The organism is Enterococcus sp. 9D6_DIV0238 (assembly GCF_002174455.2).
GTDB lineage: Bacteria > Bacillota > Bacilli > Lactobacillales > Enterococcaceae > Enterococcus_L > Enterococcus_L dunnyi.
The window spans coordinates 1408731-1428779 of the sequence record NZ_CP147246.1; the positions used below are offsets into that span (position 1 = coordinate 1408731).

Consider the following 20049-nt stretch of genomic DNA (forward strand, 5'->3'; position numbering starts at 1 on the left):
TTGAAACCTCCTATTCTATTTGTACTCTCTTGGCAAGCGCTCAGAAAAAGTACATGCAACTTCATAATGGATCGTTTCTAATTTATCAGCCACCATCTGCATAGTGATCTCTTTCCCATGATCGTGCCCGATCAATGTCACTGTTGTTCCAACTGCAACTTGATTTGGCAATCTGATCATACATTGATCCATACAAATTCTACCAACGATTTCACACGCTTCTCCTTCTACCAGTACTGAAAAGCCAGTTAAATGTCTCAACCAGCCATCTGCATAACCGATGGGGACCGTTCCGATCCATTCATTTTCAGTCGTTGTATACGTATTGCCATATCCAATGCCTTCTCCTGCTGGAAGTTCCTTGACCTGTATCAGCTCTGATACTAAGGATAATGCTGGTTTTAGTGGATAAACCTCTGTCAGCTCATGACCAGAAGGATTTAATCCATATAGTCCAATCCCAAAACGAATCATGTTCCCTGCATGCTCAGGATGCCAAAATGCTGTAGCGCTATTGCTAGTATGAACATATCTTGGTAATTCATCTAAAACAGCTAGAACTTCTTTAAATCGTTGCTCCTGCTTTTGAAAGTAGCCAGTATCTTTCTCATCAGCTGTTGAAAAATGGGTAAATAGCCCTTCCCACAGCATTCTTTTTTCAGACTTCACCACTGTTACTGCTTTTTGAACCGTTTCTGGTGAAGTAAACCCTATACGTCCCATTCCCGTATCTACTTTTATATGTATTTTCAATGGTGTTTTTGCTTGCAGATGAATCAACTGCTCTTTCGCCTGCTCTAACCATTCTTGGGTTGCCGCGGTAACTGAGAGGTCATACTTTAGCAGCAAGTCTATGTAAAAAGTATCTACAACTCCTAAAATAAGGATCGGTTCTGTAATACCAGCTTCACGTAATTCGATTGCTTCGTCTAAAACAGCTACACAAAATCCTGTCGCGCCACCTTCAATAGCAGCTTTTGCTGTCTGGATCGCACCATGACCGTATCCATTTGCTTTTACAACAGCGAATAATTCTGTTCTGCTGGGCATTCGCTTGATTTCATTACGAACGTTTTGCTTTATTGCTTGTGTGTCAATCACTAACTTGGTTGGACGATGCCATCCTACAACCATATGTATCCTTCTTTCTTTTATAGTCGAACAAAAAATAAAACAATAACGTTTTTATTTCCTTCTTTGTTAAGGCTATTTATTCAGTGGATGCTAAAAATATTTAGCTGGATTCTAATATTATCTGTGCCACTGCGCTAGTTTCCGTATGTGAAATAGATACAAATACCTGCCCATCATGTGGCGACTTCGTCACTTTAGGGGCGCCATTTTTTTCTTTCAAGATTTCGATATCTTGTAATCCGACTGCTCCAATGCCAGTCCCCCAAGCTTTGGAGAATGCTTCTTTACAAGCAAAACGACCCGCTAAAAATTCAACTTGACGCTTATGAGGCAGTTCTTCAAAAAGAGCTTGTTCATTTTCAGTTAAAACTCTGTTCACAAAAGAAGACTTGCGTGTAATAATTTTTTCGATTCTTGAAAGTTCCACCATATCTATACCAATTCCTTTGATCATTCTTTCAAGCCCTCTTTTTATAATTTATAAATCACTCTTATTCTATCAAATTTTAGCAATTTTTCCACACAATAATTGAAAAATTAATAAAAAGATGCAACAAAGCTTAAACGCCTTGCTGCACCTGAACGAAATTTATTAAATGATTAAATAGAAATGGTTTATTTCTATTTTTCAGCTTTCGTAGTTTTATTATTTTGAATTGTCTCTAATAACAAAGCTGCGTTTTTTATCATTATGTCTTTTGGCTGAACGGTTATCTTTATTTTTGTTGTAACCACCGTGATTACTGTTACCGCCGCCAGTACCTTTATTGTTTTTGTTGCCGCCGCGATATCCGCCATTTTTGTTACGGTTGCGATTATTACCGCCACCACGGCTATTTTTGTTGAAGCCTTTTTTAGTTGAAGGTAATGGGCGTTCTGGGGTGATTTTTACTGGTACAGCATCAGATGGGTCTTTAGAAATTGTTTTTAGTAATAATGCAGCCAAGTCTTCAGCAGAATATTTTTCTAAAAGATTTGCAGCTGATGGTAAATAATTTTCCAAGCCGTTTTCTTCTAGTTTTTCTTCAACAGTCTCGATTGCAGCACCTAGTTGCCCTTTGAAAGCTTCTTTTTCACTTGGCGGACGTAATGGTGTCATACGTTTTTTCGTTAAATCCTCAATGACATGTAAGTAGCCCATTTCGTTTGGTGTAACGAAAGTAACAGACATACCGCCTTTACCAGCACGGCCTGTACGGCCGATACGGTGAACATAGCTTTCAGGATCTTGCGGAATATCGTAGTTGTAAACATGAGTCACACCAGAAATATCTAGGCCTCGAGCAGCCACATCTGTCGCAACTAGGATATCTAAACTACCATTTTTAAATGAACGCAATACGCTCATACGTTTTTGTTGAGACAAATCGCCATGAATACCTTCTGCTTTATAACCACGCGCCTCAAGCCCACGTGCCAATTCATCTACACGACGTTTTGTACGACCAAAAACAATTGTCAATTCTGGTGTTTGTACATCTAGTAAACGAGTCATAATATCAAATTTTTCAAAATCTTTTGAGCGTACATAGTATTGATCGATCAAATCAGCAGTCATTTCTTTTGCTTTGATTTTTACGTGCTCAGGTTGTTTCATGAATTTAACGCCGATATTTTTGATTGCAGGCGGCATTGTTGCTGAAAATAGCAGTGTTTGACGCTCAGATGGAATTTTAGAAATGATTTTTTCGATGTCTTCTAAAAAGCCCATGTTTAACATTTCATCTGCTTCATCTAAAACAAGTGTTTCAATTGTTTCTAATTTTAAGGTACGACGATTGATATGATCCAATAAACGTCCTGGTGTTCCGACAACGATATGTGGATTATCTTTCAGTCCACGGATTTGACGACCGATATCTGCTCCGCCGTAAACTGCCTGAACACGAATTTTTTTATCGCGACCTAAACGGAAAAGTTCTTCCTGTGTTTGAATTGCTAACTCACGTGTAGGAGCGATTACGATTCCTTGTAATACACGGTTTGATGTATCTATTTTTTGCAGCATCGGTAAACCAAAAGCAGCTGTCTTACCTGTTCCTGTTTGCGCTTGTCCAATAACGTCTTTTCCTTCGATTGCTAATGGGATCGTTTCTTCCTGGATGGGTGTTGCTTCTTCAAATCCTGAACGCTCGATTGCTGACAATAATTCTGGTGATAAGCCTAGTTCTCTAAATTTCAAATGAGATCCTCCTAATAAATGTTTGTTTCAGAAGAAATACTTCTTCCTTTGTTACAGGTGATTTGACTTTCACTGATGGGAAAATGTTCCTCCGCTTTGTAGACCTTCAACATAGGTCTATTTTATTTTCTGATCAGCGTTACCGAAAAATCCACCTTATGAAGCCAATGGCACTAGAAAAGCCAAACGACGTCGTTCAGCTTTTTTAATCTTTATTATAAATAGAATTCCTTCTTATTATAGAAGCGTATTCCATTACTTTACTTCGATCTTTCGGCAATAGGTTATTTTAGCATAGTTTTGCGTTTTCAGCAAGTTTTATGAAAGCTTGCTAACTTTTCATCAATTGTTCCACAACTTCATTTAAGCCCATACCATTACTTCCTTTTAAGACAACCATATCTTCAGCTTTTAGGATTGATTGCAGTGTATCGATCAAGCTGTCTTTTTCTTCCTTAGTAAAGTAATGGACTTTATTTTCAGGATAGTTTTTCTTCAACGTATTGTACAATGCCTTCATTTCAGTCCCATAAAGTAAAACTTCAGCAATTTCCTTTGGATTTAAATGTTCACTGACAGAAGCATGCATCGCAGCGGAATCAGGACCTAATTCCAGCATATCTCCCAGAACTGCTACACGTTTTCCAGAAGTCGCCATTTGGCTGAAGCTATCTAAAACTAAATTCATCGCAGTTGGATTCGCGTTATAAACGTCACTCAATATTTCAACAGATCGTTGATTTTTCAACCATTCTGTTCGATTTTTTGTTAGCTTGAAGTTTGCTAAACCTGCTTGGATTTTTTCTTCTGCAAGACCGAACCACTGGCCAATACTAATCGCGATCAGAGCGTTCCCAATATTATATTTACCTGGAACAGGTATCGTAAACAATGTATCGGAGCCTTTTATTTTAAACGTACTTTGTTCTTTTTGTTCCGTGACGATTTCAGCCTGACAGTCGGCATCATGCCAACCAAAGGTCTTGATCGTCTGAGGCAATCCATTGATCAAAGGTAACAATAACGGCTCTTCAGCTGGTATCAGCAATAAACCTGATTTATCTAAGCCTGCAGTGATTTCCATTTTTGCTTGGGCAATTCCAGCTCTTGAACCTAGATTCTCGATATGAGCTTCACCGATCATTGTGATCGCAGCAACTTCCGGCTGAGCTAATGTTGAGAGAAAATCAATTTCATGTGCATGATCCATACCCATTTCTAAAATCAGTTTTTCTGTTTCATCGGGCATATGTAAAATAGTATAAGGCAGACCGATGTCATTATTATAATTCCCCTGTGTTTTATACGTCTTGAATTGTTGAGATAAAACAGCTTCTGTCATATCTTTTGTTGTTGTCTTTCCATTACTTCCAGTCACTGCAATTACTGTTGGTGTCATCTTCTTTAAGTAGTAAACAGCCAGATCCTGCATTGCCTTTAGCGTATCAGAAACCTTAAGAAAAGGTAATTCAACAGGTACATCATCTACTCTACTCCAAAAAGCAGCCCCTGCTCCTTTTTCTATGGCACTTGAGATGAATGAGTGTCCATCATTCGCTCCTTTTAAAGGAACAAATAAATTCCCCGCTGTAATCAAACGACTATCAAATTCAAGTCCTGTCAATTCAAAATCTGCCCATTGCTTCCAATCATTTTCTGCCTTGACAGCTTCTGCTGCCTCCCAAAAAGTTAGTTTCATTGATTTTTTTCCTTCCTGCAATTGCTTTCTTCACTATAAAAGGGCTGAGATAAGACGTCCAACGTTTTACCCCCTCCCTTTAAAGTTATTATCTTTCGTAAAAGCTTTGTCTTTGCTTAAAGCGGTTCAAAGCTAACTGGATCAATTCTTCGATCAGATCGCTATATTTCAAACCCATATTCTCCCACAATAGCGGGTACATGCTAAATTCTGTGAATCCCGGCATTGTATTCAACTCATTCAAAAAGAGTTCATTTTTACTAGTCAAAAAGAAATCACATCGGCTTAAGCCACTGCCGTCTAAGATCGTATAGGCCTTTTTAGCAAATTCCTGTGCTTTTTGATGAACTTCTTCTGGGACTTCAGCTGGAATCTGCATAGTGATTTGATTGTCGATATATTTTGAATTATAGTCATAAAAATCAACATCTTTCACGATTTCTCCCGGCAAGGTCGTCCGCACATCTTCATTTCCTAAAATCGCTACTTCGATTTCACGCGCTTCGATCCCTTGCTCAACGATCGCTCTAGAGTCATAGCGGTATGCCTCTTCCAAAGCATTTTGCAGTTCTTCACGATTTTCAGCTTTACTGATCCCTACACTTGATCCCATATTTGCCGGCTTCACAAAAACAGGATAAATCAATGAGCCTTCACATTGCTCAAAAACTTTCTTAGGATTTTCTTTCCAATTACTTTTCAATACTGGTACAAAAGGAACTTGCGGAATTCCAGCTGTTTGCAGTAGATATTTGGTCATGATCTTATCCATTGCATTGGCACTAGCCAAAACACCAGCGCCGACATACGGCATTCCTATCGTCTCTAAAAAGCCTTGGATAGTTCCGTCTTCGCCATTCGGGCCATGAAGTACCGGGAAAACGATCGTATCTTCTTCTTTGATTTCGCAAGGCAGGATAACTTTCCCTGTGAACTCTCCCCATTTGTCTACTTCGCCACTGTCCGACCAAGTTAATTTCAAGACCTCTTCACTCTCTGGCTTTTCTGAAAGTAATGGTCCTTTGACCCACTCACCCGCTTTACTAATATAAACCAGTTGAACTTGATAGTAATTATAATAAATCGCATTTAAAACAGAATAGGCAGATAATATCGAAACATCGTGCTCTTCACTTCTCCCACCATATAGCAAAGTAATCTTCAAATGCTCTTCCTCCTAAAATTCTTCATATATTCATAGATTTAAAAAAACAGGCAAAACTGCTCTTTCATATTTTAGCATAAAACCCGCAACCCGAATAGAAACAAATAGCGAAATAAATAAAAATAAGACATTTTTTCCCAATGCCTTATTCATTCCTTAAACAACTTCTTCAAGCAATGTGATCAATTTTTGTCTAAATGCGTCTCGATCTATTTGAGTAAATGGTTTTGGCCCTTTCGTACGCCCGCCGCTTTTACGAACCTTTGCACTAAAGTAACGCTGCTCCAACAGCCCATCGATCGTCTCTGCTGTATATTCAGTGCCTCTTTGATGTAACACACGCACGCCTTTAGGTAAAACCAATGAAGCCAAACCATAATCTTGTGTCACTAATATATCTCCAGATTTGATCAATTGCACGATTTTGTAATCTGCTGCATCTGCTCCTTTATCAACGTATGTAAAAGAAACATTTTTTGGATATTCTTTTAATGAATAATGATCGATACTTGTCACGATCACAACCTCGATCTCATACATCTGCGCAACTGAAATGGCTGTATCTTTCACTGGTGAGCCATCACCATCAATAAAAATTTTCATGGACTTTCCTTCTTTTCATTAATTCAAATACCAGCTTGGATGACGTTTTAAGAAAGTAGCAACTTCAGCAAAAACAGCTTCTTTAACGATTTTATATAGTTCAGGGTTTCTGATTTTTTTCTTGACTGCCCCTGTATATCTTGGACGCTTCAAGCGAATCGATAATACTATATCAAAACGTTCAGGAAAATTTTCTGCAGTCAAATACTGCAGACGATTTGTTTCCTTCAAAAACTGATTAACTGCATCTACTGTTCCATCGATAAATCCATCTAAATGAGTCCCGCCGTCCGCAGGAAAATGGCCATTGACAAAGCTATCTTTGATACTTGTTGACCCATTTTTTGAAATAACTGCCTGAATCGTTACCCCCTCACTGACTGTATTGATCGAAAGAGGTGTACTGCCTCGTGTGATACTGTCATCCTTTTGAAAAATATATTCTTCAAGACCTTTTTTATAGTGGAAATAATTTTTCTGTTTCTTCCCATCTGTCAGAGAAATCGTCAAGCCGCTGTTTAGCATCGCTAACTCTTGACAACGATTAAATAAAATAAAATAAGATAATTGCTTATCGCCGAAAAAAGTTTCCGCGGGGGTAAACGCCAGCTCGATCCGCTGTCCCTCATCCTCAGAAGGAATCAATGCTTTTTTGCTCAGTTCACCATTTTGATAGATCTGGATCGTACGCTTCCCTAATTTTTCCACACCAAACCCCAACTGCTCAGATAAGGCATTTACTACGGATAAAAATAGATAAGGCGGTGTATATTGTTCTTCCGGCTGTTTATTTAAAAGTAAGCCTTTCTTGCTGAAAAAAGAAAAGATAAATTGTTTTTCTGATAATTCAATAGATAGTTCAGCCTGCTGTATATCTACAGCTAACTGCAATAGATGATCTAAGACTTGCAATACCATACTTTCCAAACCAGTTGGACCAATTCCGCCAATGTACATACCTGGTCGTTTGCGAATACTATCTTTTAAAACATCATCGTTCAGAGCTTTCCAAATATTTTCATCGGTCATATCGATCTCCTCCTGTAGCCAGTTTTATTTTCATACGAACATGTCACGTCTCAACAGCACTCGCCTCCTAAGCATAACAATTTATCTGTTATCCGTAAATGGTTTCGCTATATTACTTTAGAGACTTATCATTTCTATCTTATTATAATGAAAAAAAGACTAGATTAAAAGAGCACCGTTCAGAACGAAATATCCGTTTTGAATGGTGCTCTAAAAATTTAATAAGTAGGAATGCAGTCCTATACAAGAAAGGCTTCCTCTTATCCTCAAATACTTCACTAACGAATCAGATCGATCGTCGGATGCTCCATGATATGTTTTACTTGTTTTCGTGTGGTTAATGGCACATCTCCTTGAATCGTATGAGCTAAAACACCATTCGCTGTCGCAAACGCCACACTTTTCTCTAAAGACCAATTTTCAACAACACCAAGTAAAATACCAGCTGCATAACCGTCTCCAGCACCAATTCGATCTAAATTGATGATTTCTCTTGGTTTTGCTTGAACAACGGTTTCAGAGTCAGCTAAAAATCCTGACAGATAATGTTTGTCTCCTTCACTTTGGCGGAAAGTTCCAGCAAAATGAGCAATGCCGTATTTAGCCATAAATTCATGAACGATCACTTCAAACTGCTGTGAAGGTGCTAGAGACTCCGTCAATTCCATTCCTAACAAATCGGTCAAATCACGTTGACTGCCGAAAACTAGATCACAATAAGGTAAAATTTTCTCATATTGTTCCCGCATAAATAAAACTCCATGCTCTTCATTCAAGCTAGGACGGAAGTTAAAATCAAAACAGACTTTTACTCCTTTTTCATGAGCCTTTTTAGCTAAATCAAAAGCTGCGTTACGGGTTTCATCCGTCAAACTCAAGGCAATCCCACAAATATGCACTAGATCAATTTCTTCTAGAAACGAAGCAAAATCATAAGCCTCCGCATCACTTTTTCCAAATGAGCTGCTCCGCCGATTCTGATAGGTTACTTGTGTCGGTCTTATACCGAAGCCCATCTCTGCAAAATAAGAACCAATATGATCGCCAAAACTGCCGATCCAGTGATCTTGAATCCCTAGTTGACGAATACTTGCTTTAGCCGCATCACCTAAGCGATTATCCGGCAGATTTGTGATCAAACTTGTTTGACAGCCAAAATGAGCTAAATTACTTAGAATATTGACACCTGTACCAGTAAAATCCAGACGTAACTCTTTTGTTTGTTCCAACATTAAATATTCGGGCGGTGTTAAACGCATCATCACTTCACCAAAAGCCGCTATTTTCATTCTGTTTTTGCCTACTTTCCAGCGTTATGAACTAAGACAGCACTCAATTTGAATCCCATCGTATGCCAAACTAAATGTTCAACATACGAAGATAAGATAAAAGTGCTTCACTCCGAGAAATAAGAAGGAGCTGTTTTTATTCACCGTTTATTTGGGTTTAAAGAGCGAATCAAAACTGATTTTTAGTTTTGACCCGCTCTCTTTCCATTTTTCGATCAGTGTCGAACAAGTTCATTGCGCGTTTATTTTTTCAACGTATTTTTCATCATGCCTAGTAAGGTCTTCACATCTTCTGGTTTAGTGTCGCCCGTTTCTTTATCGATGATCGAGCTGTAAACGTGTGGAATAATTTTCTTAACACCTGCATCAACTGCGATCTGAACGATTTCTTCAAAGTTTTCTAAATCGATCCCGCCTGTAGGCTCTAAGTAAAAATCATATTTTGCACAGGCTTCTGCTACGGCTTTGTATTCTTCGATGTGTGCTAAACCTTTCATTGGGAAATATTTGATCGAGCTGCCGCCCATATCTTGAAGTAATTTGATCGCTGTTTCGATCGGTACTTCTCCTGCTGGTGCTTGTGAGCTTAGCGGGCCTGTTGCGATATTCACGATCCCAACTTTCCCTGTTGGAGATACTAAACCATTGACGATCGTGTCATTTTGAGCTAGTAAAGCACGAGAAGTGCCTACTCCTGTAAAAACTTGGTTGACATGCTGTGGTTGTAATTCTGCTGAGATTCGGCTGACCATTTGGCTTTGATTTGGATCTCCTGCACCTAGACCAACGGATAAAGCGTTGTTTGTTTCAGCTGCATATTTTTTCATATCTTCGATCGCAGCTTCATCTGTCGGATAGTTTTTAGATAATACACCTAAGATCACGTGGCCGTCTGCAGCTTCATAGCATGCTTTGGCGTTTTCTACTGAGTTGGCTAATACATTCAAACAAATACGGTCTTCTAAATAATTTGGGGTTAATGACATGTTTAATTCTCTCCTCTATATAAGTGATTTAGTTCATGATCTCTGTTAAACGAGTCACGATTTTGTTCATTTCTGTTTCGTTGACCGAACGAATATCGAATTCGATGATCCCGTTGTTAGCTTGATATTCTCGGGTATAAATAGCGGGACTTTCCGCTTTTAACGCTTGGATGACTTCTTTTGCTGATTTAGCACCTGTCACTTTGATGCTTGCTCTGTAAATATCACGTCCTGCACCGTCTTGAACGATACTTGCTTTGATATGATCTATTTGATTCAAGGCTTCAATGAAAGGCGTTAGTCGGGCTTGCATCGACTCACCGGATTCACTGCCGTTTTTCACGTAATCTTCTACAGCTTGAGTGAAACCTAAGATATTGTCCTTACCGATCTTCATAGCACGACCAATGCCTTTGCCTTGCAGACGTAGCCAGTCGATGTAGTCTTTTTTACCGATCACCAGACCAGCACTTGGTCCTTCAATGGCTTTAGCGCCGCTGTAGATCACTAGATCAGCGCCAGCTTCGATATACTTGAACAAGTCTTCCTCCGCCGCTGCATCAACGATCAACGGCAGTTTGTGTTTTTGTGCGACTGTTGCCGCTTCTTTTACGCTTAGCATACTTTTTTGAACAGTGTGATGACTTTTAATGTATAAAATCGCCGCTGTCTGCTCCGTGATCATCATTTCAATATGCTCTGGTGTACACATATTGGCATAGCCAGCTTCGACCACATGACCGCCGCCTTGTTCCACCATCACTTCGACAGGCGTACCATAATCGACATTATGTCCTTTGGGTAAAATGATTTCCCGTTTGGTCACTTTATCGGTATAAGGATGATACGCATGATACACAGAGCCTTCACCGATCAGCGCCGCCACACTTTGAGCGATTCCTGCAGAAGCAGAAGAAACGACCTGTGCATCTTCCACCTTCAATAGCTTAGCTAGATAAGCCCCTGTTTGGATACTCAGCTCACTCATTTCAAAAAAGTGTTCTCCACCGAAGCGTTGAGCAGCTAAGACATTTTCGGAAACTTTTGACACACCCAGAATAGTCATTTTTCCGGATGCATTGATGACTTCTTTTAGATTGAATTTTTCATAGCTAATTGTCATAAACTGTGCCTCCAATGATTGTTTTTACTGGTGTGATCAATTCTTTTGCTTCTCGTGTGAAACCATTTGAATCAGTCAATATTTTTTGTCCTTCTTCAATCGTGAAAATCGTGATATCACCATCGTAGCCTTCTTTTAGATGACCTTTTGTATCAAAATGAAAATTTTTAGCTGGTACATCTGTGACTTTTTCAATAATCTCCGGCCACTCATAGCCTACGACACGTAATTTTTCCATCGTTGTGGCTAAATCATAGACAGGCCCATTTTCACGGTTACGAATATAAATATCGGTACTGATCGAAGATGCCTTCATCCCCTCTTTTAGCGCAGTTTCTGCTACATGGAAATTAAAGCTGTCTGTACCGTGACCAATATCAAAAACGACCCCTTTATCATAAGCAGCCCATGCAAAATTTTTGATCTTATCACTTTCTTTGTCCAAAATGCCGTTTGGTTTGCCATTAAAGCAGTGAGTCAAAACATCCCCTTTAGTCATATGTGCTAAAATTTCATCTAATTCAGGCGGAGCAGAGCCAATATGCACCATCAACGGCAGATCATTATTCTCTTTTTGAATTTTTTTAGCCATCTCCAAAGGTGTGATCCCATTTTCACCAATCACAGTTTTACTCATTCTTGCTTTGATCCCTACCACAAAATCTGGTAATTCTGTCAGTGCCTTATGAACCAGTTCTTCTTTCACTTTGCTTAAATCAGCTAATTCATCTTGCTCAACAATGCCCCATTTTGAGATGTTGACCAAGGCATAGACATTGGTTTTCGCTTGTTTGGCAAGATCATAAAACTCATGAATATTTTCAGCGCCCGTCGTTCCGGCATCAATAACTGTCGTTACGCCTTTTTTCACACCGATTTCATCCGGGAAATCATAGTACAAGGTCATTTTTTCAAAGCAATGAACATGATCATCGATCCAGCCTGCGGATACATATGTTTGTCCATCCAGTGCAATCTGTTCTTTACTGTCTGCTTCGATCTTTTCCGACACTTTTACTATTTTCCCGTCACTTATAGCTATTTCTATCGGATCACCATTGATCGTCAAGCCGTTTTTTATGATTAAGTCGTAACTCATTTTATCCCCTACTTTTCTATAAATCTAAATTTTGTCCAGGGTTTTACAAAATCCAATAACAACAATTCATCTTCTGTTATTTTCCCTACTTTATTTTTACGGTCATCGGTATGCGGCTGTAAAACAATCTGCAGTTCATTTTTGTATTTCCCAAACGCATCATTTCCGATGACAACATCACCGATTTGAAAGGCTTGTGTATTATCATGTGCTGGATTCGCTTCATTTTTGTATTTTTTACGTACCTCCGTTGAACGAACCACCTGATCTGTGATATCGCCACGTCTAAAGTGCTGCTCAGTCAATGTAATCTCTTTTTCAACCGTACTAGCTTCTTTGGTAAATTCAATTGCCAATGCAAGCTGGTAGCGATTCAACTGACCTAATGCTTCTAATTCTTCATCAGATGCATACGCATTGCCGATGATCACATCATCGATCAATCCAGTAGCAAATAAGTGTTTCGCTTGTACTTCTACAGGTAAATGGCGGTGCATTTCCAGTGTTGGTAACCCATCATTTACATCCCAGGGACCAATGACTCCAGCTTGAGAATTGATGAAAGCAGCCGTCCGAATTCCCTGTTTTTTGAAACGGACACTACAACGCTCAAAGAAATCATAAGGCAATGCCGTTCCTTCCTGCGGATAAAAATTATGACACCCGTATAAAAACGGCACGTTTGCTTCATAAGTCAAAATATTGTCTAAGTAAGCGACATCGTTACTCATATTCAACTCGATCGCTAAATCGAAAGGATTGTACGTCAATTTTGCTTCTTTATTTCCATCGAAACCTGCATCTAAACGAATCCCATCGGCACCTGTTTCAGCAAAGAAGGTCAGGTCATCGTAAGAAATCTCTAATTCATCAAAAATATTCGGCGCTACATCCAGAATCGTTTCATAACCCAATCCTTTCGCATAACCAATCAATGATTTGAATTTTTCTTTCACGACTTCTTTTCCTTCGGTTACCTCCAGCATACTCATAAAAATGCGGGAAAATCCGCATTCGCTTGCCTTCTTCAAATAAGCTTTGTCCTTTTCTATATCGCTATGGTCTGGATAAACTGATACACCTAACGCTCGTTTCATTACTGTTTCCTCCGCTCTAAGTACTTGCTCTTGTTTAGTTTCTTACTTCCGATTTTTCATTTTTCTCTAATACCCCAGCGCCAAAAGTTCTGTAACGCCAAGAAATAAGCGAGCCGCATAAGATCGTCATCGATCCTACCACAAAGATCGGGGAGTGACTCATGATCCCTACTATGATCGCCAGTATAATCATTGCGATCGATACCGCACACAAAGGCAGTAATCTCAGCTTAAGAATCTTTTTAGGCAACCAGTTTTTTTCGATCATTATTTGACTTGCAATGAAAAATACAATAAACCAAATCATCATAATTAAACACCGAAGAGGGTAGTTCCTTTACTACCCTCCCTCTCTTTTAGATTAAACAGCTTCTTTTGCTTTTTGCTCTGCTGCTAGTTCTTCTGCTTCTTTATCTAATTGTTGTTTTTCATATACTTTGAAGAACGGGTAGTAGATCGCCAAAGTAATCACGAAATTGACACAAACAAGCAGTGCTGCAGTAATGCTCCAGTTGGTACTCATCCAAGCCGCGATCGGGGCTGGAAAAGCAAATCCTAGACGTGCCATCATCATCGGCACTACATTACTGATCGTCAAGAAATAAGAAAGTGTCGTAGTCACTAATGGTGCTACGATAAACGGAATCCCTAGAATTGGATTCATCACGATAGGTGTTCCGAAAATGATCGGTTCATTGATATTGAAAATTCCCGGAAGGAAAGATAAACGACCTAAACTCTTCAAATATTTTGATTTTGAAAACATCATCAAAACAACTAATGCAAGTGTAGTCCCAGCGCCGCCGATCCAGATAAACCATTGTAAGAATTGTTCAGTGAAAATATTCGGTAAATTATTTGCGCTGACACCATTAGTAAAAGCATCCACATTTTCTGCGATAGACATATCCCAAAATGGACGAATGACAGGACCCATGATTGCCGGTCCGTGAATACCCAATACCCAGAAAAAGCAAATCAAGAAAACAGTTAGAAGTCCGCCGAATAAGCTATTACCAGCTAAGATTCCTTTCAGCGGCATCAAGATTGTACTTAAGAATCCATTTAAATCAAAACCTAAAATGTGACGGATCACCCAGAATAACATTAAAATCACTGCACCCGGAATCAATGCAATAAATGAATTTGATACTTCTGGCGGAACGCCTTCAGGCATTTTGATCGTAATATTTTTTACGATAAAGAAACGATAAATTTCGACAGAGATCAATGCTGTGACGATTGCGCCAAATAATGAAGCGGAGCCTAAGTTAGCCAAATTAATGTAGCGCCCTGCACTGATCACATCTGTCACATCTTCCATCACACGTGTTGGAGGAGCGGCTGTGACCAAAAACGCCATCAATGCAAGCAGCCCGCAGCTTAATGAATCCAGCTTATAGCTTTTCGCTAATGCTGAAGCGATCCCAAATGTTGCATACAACGCTAAAATCCCCATCGTATATCTTGACGGAATATCCAATACTGGTAAATAAGGCGTAATAAACTTCGTATATGCCTCGATCGGAATATTTTGAAATACAGTAAAGAAAGACCCCACAATCGTTAATGGCATCGTTGCGATCAACCCTTTTCTGATCGCCACCATATGCCGCTGTGAACCAAACTTATTGGCAACAGGCATCAGATGCTGCTCCATCCATAACACAAAACCATTCATTTCTTTTGTCCTCCGTTCAAAAAATTAGTATAAAATAAATCAAAATTATTTCAAATTCATACTAACATAGTAACATTATAATGTAAACGGTTTTCAAAAGAAAAGTGCAACTTTATTTCTTTTTAGCTAGGTAAATCTACTGGGAATATTGCACCAAAGATCATAGCACCTAAAATTGCTCCACCGGCAATCGGTTTTTTCCATACGTAGAAAATCACCGCTCCGATAATCGAACCAATGCCGATTGGTGCTGATGCGCCACATGCACTGATAATGATCAAAGGCCCTAAGAAACGTCCTGAAGCATTTCCAGCCCCCATCATAACGTCTGCACCAAAGGTTGAATTAGACTGATTGATCGTAAACTTACGGATCATGATGATAATACCACCGATAATCAATCCAAGAACCATCCCGGTAAGTAATGACAAAGCAAAATTCTCAACAGGTGCGGTAATATTCATACTTAGTAAAATCGCAGGAACACCAATCCCAACTCCTGTTAAAATCGCTCCGCCAATATCCAAGATCCCAACAAGTGAACCTTCTAAAATTCGTGCAAATAAGAAGCTAGCACCAAATGCCGCGGCAGCTCCATAAGAACCACCATCCATACCAGCTTTTAACATCGCAACGATCGCTACTTCATTAAACGCTCCTACGCCATGTTCAAAATACATATGCGTTCCAGCAAAAACACCCGCTGATAATAACCCAACTAAAATCGGAAATGACCAGTCAGCAAACCAAAAATTCTTTTTCTCTTCTAATCCTACGCCTACTGTTTCTTCCATTATATATCTCCTCTCCTTTGTCTTTTACTAATTGCCAACACTAAATACATCATGCATGTTTTGCAGCCAGCTCGGAATTTGTAAACGGAAGCTTTCGATCATCTGTAAATCAAAGCCACGGAAGAAGCCACTTAAGACAAATAATAAAATAACTGCTGCCATCATGCTTTTCGTTACTTTGTTCCAGCCGATTTCATCAACACCTTTACCGATCAAGATCCCTAAAACAACACCAGGAACTGCATTGCCCATGATCATTGTTGCTAGCCCTCCAAAAATCGTTGCCCAAAGTCCGGAACGTTTGCCGGCATCGATTGCAGCCAGCCAGAATAGCACTGGCATCACTGTATTGATCAATAGATTTGCGGCAGGCACCAAGACAGCCACCGCTGTCACTTGTAATGATTCCGGGATTGCTGAAGCTGTCGTGTTTAAAAATGCAACAACAACCATTCCGACAAGCGCACCGGAAATCCCCATTTTCTTAGGGTTATGCATTGTTTCAGCGACATTTTTATTTTTGACCAATAATGCCGCTGCTGCCCAGTTGGGAATAACACGGTGATCCACATCTTGGGTAAAAGCTCCCGCACCCACAGTTGATGCCCAAGCGTTGAAGAAGAAGCCTAATCCAAAAGAAAAATGACTGGCCGCATCTCCTTCACAGGCATTCATTTCACCTAGGGTTCTAAATGCGCCTAAACCTTGTGTACTTGGTGCATGAAACATTCTTGCTGCGCCAGCACCTGCTGCAAAACCAACAATTCCTCCAATCAATAATGATTTGAGTAAAACAACTACCACATCCATTTAATTTGCCTCCTTATGCATTCTCTTATTTTTTCTAAAGGGAAGAGGAAGACCATTTGGGTCTGAAACTTTTTTTTCGATGAATGGAACAGTCTCCATTTCGATCAACGTAATTTCAACTGTAACATCAAGCAATACGCGATAATCTGCACGTGTTCTCGGCAAGAAGAAAAATAGAAAGCATTCCGTAAAAGTTTCTTGCTCTGCTTTTAGGATAGTGATATCCAGAGGTTCGATCCGTACGATCACATCATTTTTCTCTTTTAAGACTCGATTATGGATTTGATTGAGCGCATTGGCAAAAGCTAGATTTTTTTCCTTACCTGTTCCTTCAACTTGAATGACCTGCTTCTTTTTTATTGTTACTTGTTCCATCGGTACTTCCTCCCCTAACTTTTTGCTGTAAACAGCAGGTTGTATTAAGCGTTTTTCTTCATATAGGCTTCAACGATACGTTTGCCCAATTCTTCTTGATCCATGAAACCAAAGCCTAAAACTGTTTTTCCATCATTGATCGCTGTAACACCTTCATCGATCGAACGCATCCCATGGCGTTCCGGATATCCATATTTTGTCGCTGCAGTCAATGCTCCAGCGCCGCCGCTTCCGCAAAATGAAATGCCAAGATCCGCATTTTCCTGCTGCATCACATCACCTAAGCGCATGTCTGCACCCATTCCAGGTACAACAACTGCTTTGCCGCCAGCTGCTTCCACTCCTTTTGCAACATTTTGGCCTTTTCCTAAACGATCTGCGATTACTACTGTTACCATAATTGATTCCTCCAATTTTTATGTTAATAACAGATAAACATCGTCCTTGTAAAATAAGAACGTCTTTATCTTGCTTACTTCCTTGGTTTCTTATGCTTCATTTTGCTTAGCAGATTCAAAATGGATGGATAATACATACATTTCGTCCTGCGGTAAATTACCAATATGCTGAACTACTTGATCAGCAATCTCCAACGCTTCGTTTGATACCTCTTCAAACATCGCAGGATCGACACCCGTCATTTTTTCATTTGCTTTAGAGCGTTTGATCATTTCATTCACATGATTGATCAAGATCGTCCATTGTAAATCAGTTGGTTCAATCGCTTGTTTTTCCAACAACTCACTAATTTTTTCAAGTGAAGCGTCCAATTCGACCCTATATGGACTTTCCTCAATTATTTTTTTTGCATCATCCGTTCCCTTCATGCATGCTACTCCTCTCGTATATAATTCAATAAAGCAGTGATTTCTGCTTGATTAACCATTAAATCGTTTTTAGCAAAAATTTGTTCGATTTTTCCGACTAATTCCTGCTGTGCCAACAATGTTTCTTTCACTATATTCCCTTCATTCTCGTACTGACTATCAAAGGTAATACGATGGACCATCAACATCACATGAAGTAAAAATGCTTCTCTATACTCACAAGTCAGCTTTTCAGCAAAAGCTTTGAGCAATTCTTCATAAATGACATATATCCGCACTAAAATATCTCTGCTTTCCGCCTCTATTCCCTGTTTTTCTTTCACTTGATGACGTGGGATCAAACGAGGAACTTTTCCAGATTTTGTCTGTGTCAATATTTTATTGACTTCCTCTTGAATGCTATGGATATCCGCCTCTGTCGGTAATGGATTGACTTTGATAAAAGGACGATTCATGATCTCGATTGGGAAAATACTTAAAACGAGATCCGGATTTTTTTCCTCGATCACGTCTACAGCATTCAAAACAGAAGCAAACCCAGCGATTTCGACATTCGCCACTTCTTCTAATATTTTTTGTTCGATCAAGCTTGTCACACCAAGACCTGTTGAACAGACATAAACAATTCGGACAACATTGATTTCATGCTGATTTTTTTCATATGCTACTAAAAAATGCAGCGCAATGTAAGCGATAAACGAGTCATTGATCAGTAATGCCGAACCGACAATGTCACTTTGACTTGCAAGTTGGATCGCTGAAAACAGCTGCGGATACTTAGCCTTGATGTCATCAACAAAAGGATTGTACTCATTGATGTAGAGGTGTTTTTTCGTTAAGCGTAAGGACAAATGTGCAAAAAGGTTTGTGAACAACTGCTGATCTCGATAAAAAGGAAAATTGACTTCTTCTGACACATCTTTGATCAATTCCTCAGTCAAACCAACAATATCTTGCCGATTATTTGCTACAAAAACGTCACTGTAAACATAAAAATATTCATCTGCCAACAACGGTAATTCATAATGATCAAACACTTTTTTCATCAGTAAAAACGGCAACTCTTGTTTTTGCTGTAACACCTTTTGATTCGTGAGCAATTTGTAGCCGCCCACTGTATGATGCAGCTGCATACGTGATGCTGCGATTGCGACTCGCAATGTAATTGAAAGAATTTCAGCATAATTGAATTGATCGAATAAAGAAGGATCGATCAGATTCGTCATTTCTTTCAAAGCGACTTGGTAGATACTTTGAAAAATCGTATGAACACCTACATGAACTTCCTGCATCTTTTTTTGCTGACCAGATTGAACAAAATAGCTCATGATTTGATAAATGTCATATTCTGTTATCTCTTTTTGTGTGATGTATTCCATCAACAAACGAATCTTACTTTCATCTCCGACAATCGAAAACCCTTGACGGCTTTGCCTATTCAGTACAAGCCCGTATGAAAGAACCAATTCTTCTACACGATCTAAATCGCTAATGATCGTATTTCGACTCACCTGAATCTCCTCTGACAATTGTTGAGATGTCAGATGTGCGGGGGCTAATAATAAGCGAAAAATCAATTGATTGATTCTTAATTCTTGGTCTGGATAAGTCTCAAAACGTTCGACCTCAATGATTTCGTTTTTCAACGTTAAACGTTCTGAATCTGGAATATCTAACCAAATCCCTTTGTTACGACGCGTATGTAGTTCAACCTTTTGCTCTTTAAACCACTCACGAACATTGTCTAAATCATATTTGATCGACCGTACACTGACTTGAAAGGTATCTGCTAATTCTTTTGTCGTCACACTCTCTTCTAAATCTAAAAGCATCAGTAAAATTTTTATTTCGCGTTTTGATAAGTGCAGAGACACACCGCTCACCAACTTTCTTTCCCTTACAATTGAACTATAGCTTGATTTTTATTGCCAAACAACACAAAAAAGTTGCACTTACACAAGTGCAACTTTCTTAATATTCTTATTTATTAAAAAAAATCAACTTATTCTATTTGTTATTTTACCTCAGTAAACAAAAGTATTCTACTCAGAAATTCAAGTTTCATAGGCTTTTTCATTTAGTGCAACAGATAATAACTTTTATTAAATCCCTCTTGCACCAACAAGTGCAATACTCTTTTTTTGCACAAATTAGAT

The 20049-nt window shown here is 39.1% G+C and carries 20 protein-coding genes; all 20 read right to left on the reverse strand.

From position 1 onward, the window contains the following. Nucleotides 1-15: 15 nt before the first annotated feature. Nucleotides 16-1134, reverse strand: a complete 1119-nt coding sequence (gene alr, locus A5889_RS06685) for an alanine racemase (RefSeq protein WP_087640865.1) — start codon at nt 1132-1134, stop codon at nt 16-18. A gap of 100 nt (nt 1135-1234) precedes the next feature. Beyond that, entirely contained in the window at nt 1235-1588 is a 354-nt protein-coding gene (gene acpS, locus A5889_RS06690) for a holo-ACP synthase (RefSeq protein WP_087640864.1), read from the reverse strand. Nucleotides 1589-1780: 192 nt separating this feature from the next. Then, nucleotides 1781-3316, reverse strand: coding sequence for a degradosome RNA helicase CshA (gene cshA, locus A5889_RS06695; RefSeq protein WP_087640863.1), 1536 nt, complete (start codon nt 3314-3316; stop codon nt 1781-1783). Between the two features lie 331 nt (nt 3317-3647). Further along, entirely contained in the window at nt 3648-5015 is a 1368-nt protein-coding gene (locus A5889_RS06700; protein ID WP_087640862.1) for a UDP-N-acetylmuramoyl-tripeptide--D-alanyl-D-alanine ligase, read from the reverse strand. An 88-nt stretch (nt 5016-5103) separates the two neighbouring features. Then, nucleotides 5104-6180 carry a D-alanine--D-alanine ligase gene (locus tag A5889_RS06705; RefSeq protein ID WP_087640861.1) on the reverse strand — a complete coding sequence of 359 codons (1077 nt, stop codon included), beginning with the start codon at nt 6178-6180 and terminating at the stop codon, nt 5104-5106. Between the two features lie 156 nt (nt 6181-6336). Beyond that, nucleotides 6337-6783, reverse strand: coding sequence for a YaiI/YqxD family protein (locus A5889_RS06710; RefSeq protein WP_087640860.1), 447 nt, complete (start codon nt 6781-6783; stop codon nt 6337-6339). An 18-nt stretch (nt 6784-6801) separates the two neighbouring features. Next, the gene (locus tag A5889_RS06715) at nt 6802-7812 is read right to left on the reverse strand and encodes a hypothetical protein (protein WP_087640859.1); all 1011 of its coding nucleotides are present in this window, start codon (nt 7810-7812) and stop codon (nt 6802-6804) included. Between the two features lie 278 nt (nt 7813-8090). Beyond that, nucleotides 8091-9101 (reverse strand): sugar kinase, encoded by a 1011-nt coding sequence (locus tag A5889_RS06720; RefSeq protein ID WP_087640858.1) that lies wholly within the window; start codon nt 9099-9101, stop codon nt 8091-8093. 242 nt (nt 9102-9343) lie between these two features. Then, nucleotides 9344-10087, reverse strand: a complete 744-nt coding sequence (gene dagF, locus A5889_RS06725; protein WP_087640857.1) for a 2-dehydro-3-deoxy-phosphogluconate aldolase — start codon at nt 10085-10087, stop codon at nt 9344-9346. A 28-nt stretch (nt 10088-10115) separates the two neighbouring features. After that, nucleotides 10116-11210 (reverse strand): DgaE family pyridoxal phosphate-dependent ammonia lyase, encoded by a 1095-nt coding sequence (locus A5889_RS06730; RefSeq protein ID WP_087640856.1) that lies wholly within the window; start codon nt 11208-11210, stop codon nt 10116-10118. Beyond that, on the reverse strand, nt 11200-12309 hold the full coding sequence (locus A5889_RS06735; protein ID WP_087640855.1) for an amidohydrolase/deacetylase family metallohydrolase: 1110 nt from the start codon (nt 12307-12309) through the stop codon (nt 11200-11202). Before A5889_RS06735 ends, A5889_RS06730 begins: the two co-directional genes overlap by 11 nt. A gap of 8 nt (nt 12310-12317) precedes the next feature. Continuing rightward, the gene (locus A5889_RS06740; RefSeq protein ID WP_087640854.1) at nt 12318-13406 is read right to left on the reverse strand and encodes a DUF871 domain-containing protein; all 1089 of its coding nucleotides are present in this window, start codon (nt 13404-13406) and stop codon (nt 12318-12320) included. A 34-nt stretch (nt 13407-13440) separates the two neighbouring features. Further along, nucleotides 13441-13713: a hypothetical protein gene (locus A5889_RS06745; RefSeq protein ID WP_225533537.1), complete on the reverse strand. Its 273-nt coding sequence runs from the start codon at nt 13711-13713 to the stop codon at nt 13441-13443. A 54-nt stretch (nt 13714-13767) separates the two neighbouring features. Beyond that, nucleotides 13768-15087, reverse strand: coding sequence for a PTS sugar transporter subunit IIC (locus tag A5889_RS06750; protein WP_087640852.1), 1320 nt, complete (start codon nt 15085-15087; stop codon nt 13768-13770). 122 nt (nt 15088-15209) lie between these two features. Then, the gene (locus A5889_RS06755; RefSeq protein ID WP_087640851.1) at nt 15210-15881 is read right to left on the reverse strand and encodes a DUF4310 family protein; all 672 of its coding nucleotides are present in this window, start codon (nt 15879-15881) and stop codon (nt 15210-15212) included. A gap of 27 nt (nt 15882-15908) precedes the next feature. After that, nucleotides 15909-16691, reverse strand: coding sequence for a DUF4311 domain-containing protein (locus A5889_RS06760; protein ID WP_087640850.1), 783 nt, complete (start codon nt 16689-16691; stop codon nt 15909-15911). Then, nucleotides 16692-17066, reverse strand: coding sequence for a DUF4312 family protein (locus tag A5889_RS06765; RefSeq protein WP_087640849.1), 375 nt, complete (start codon nt 17064-17066; stop codon nt 16692-16694). It lies immediately after the preceding gene. Nucleotides 17067-17110: 44 nt separating this feature from the next. Beyond that, complete coding sequence (locus A5889_RS06770; protein ID WP_069664660.1) at nt 17111-17464, reverse strand: glycine-rich SFCGS family protein; 354 nt, start codon at nt 17462-17464, stop codon at nt 17111-17113. A gap of 90 nt (nt 17465-17554) precedes the next feature. Next, entirely contained in the window at nt 17555-17893 is a 339-nt protein-coding gene (locus A5889_RS06775) for a PRD domain-containing protein (RefSeq protein WP_087640848.1), read from the reverse strand. A 5-nt stretch (nt 17894-17898) separates the two neighbouring features. Further along, nucleotides 17899-19767, reverse strand: coding sequence for a BglG family transcription antiterminator (locus A5889_RS06780; protein WP_087641536.1), 1869 nt, complete (start codon nt 19765-19767; stop codon nt 17899-17901). Nucleotides 19768-20049 lie beyond the last annotated feature (282 nt).

Excerpts from the sequence above, each read along its gene's own strand:
- alr (WP_087640865.1), bottom strand. The coding sequence starts at position 1,134 with ATGGTTGTAGGATGGCATCGTCCAACCAAGTTAGTGATTGACACACAA.
- acpS (WP_087640864.1), bottom strand. The coding sequence starts at position 1,588 with ATGATCAAAGGAATTGGTATAGATATGGTGGAACTTTCAAGAATCGAA.
- A5889_RS06700 (WP_087640862.1), bottom strand. The coding sequence starts at position 5,015 with ATGAAACTAACTTTTTGGGAGGCAGCAGAAGCTGTCAAGGCAGAAAAT.
- A5889_RS06710 (WP_087640860.1), bottom strand. The coding sequence starts at position 6,783 with ATGAAAATTTTTATTGATGGTGATGGCTCACCAGTGAAAGATACAGCC.
- A5889_RS06715 (WP_087640859.1), bottom strand. The coding sequence starts at position 7,812 with ATGACCGATGAAAATATTTGGAAAGCTCTGAACGATGATGTTTTAAAA.
- A5889_RS06720 (WP_087640858.1), bottom strand. The coding sequence starts at position 9,101 with ATGAAAATAGCGGCTTTTGGTGAAGTGATGATGCGTTTAACACCGCCC.
- dagF (WP_087640857.1), bottom strand. The coding sequence starts at position 10,087 with ATGTCATTAACCCCAAATTATTTAGAAGACCGTATTTGTTTGAATGTA.
- A5889_RS06730 (WP_087640856.1), bottom strand. The coding sequence starts at position 11,210 with ATGACAATTAGCTATGAAAAATTCAATCTAAAAGAAGTCATCAATGCA.
- A5889_RS06735 (WP_087640855.1), bottom strand. The coding sequence starts at position 12,309 with ATGAGTTACGACTTAATCATAAAAAACGGCTTGACGATCAATGGTGAT.
- A5889_RS06740 (WP_087640854.1), bottom strand. The coding sequence starts at position 13,406 with ATGAAACGAGCGTTAGGTGTATCAGTTTATCCAGACCATAGCGATATA.
- A5889_RS06745 (WP_225533537.1), bottom strand. The coding sequence starts at position 13,713 with ATGATTTGGTTTATTGTATTTTTCATTGCAAGTCAAATAATGATCGAA.
- A5889_RS06750 (WP_087640852.1), bottom strand. The coding sequence starts at position 15,087 with ATGAATGGTTTTGTGTTATGGATGGAGCAGCATCTGATGCCTGTTGCC.
- A5889_RS06755 (WP_087640851.1), bottom strand. The coding sequence starts at position 15,881 with ATGGAAGAAACAGTAGGCGTAGGATTAGAAGAGAAAAAGAATTTTTGG.
- A5889_RS06760 (WP_087640850.1), bottom strand. The coding sequence starts at position 16,691 with ATGGATGTGGTAGTTGTTTTACTCAAATCATTATTGATTGGAGGAATT.
- A5889_RS06765 (WP_087640849.1), bottom strand. The coding sequence starts at position 17,066 with ATGGAACAAGTAACAATAAAAAAGAAGCAGGTCATTCAAGTTGAAGGA.
- A5889_RS06770 (WP_069664660.1), bottom strand. The coding sequence starts at position 17,464 with ATGGTAACAGTAGTAATCGCAGATCGTTTAGGAAAAGGCCAAAATGTT.
- A5889_RS06775 (WP_087640848.1), bottom strand. The coding sequence starts at position 17,893 with ATGAAGGGAACGGATGATGCAAAAAAAATAATTGAGGAAAGTCCATAT.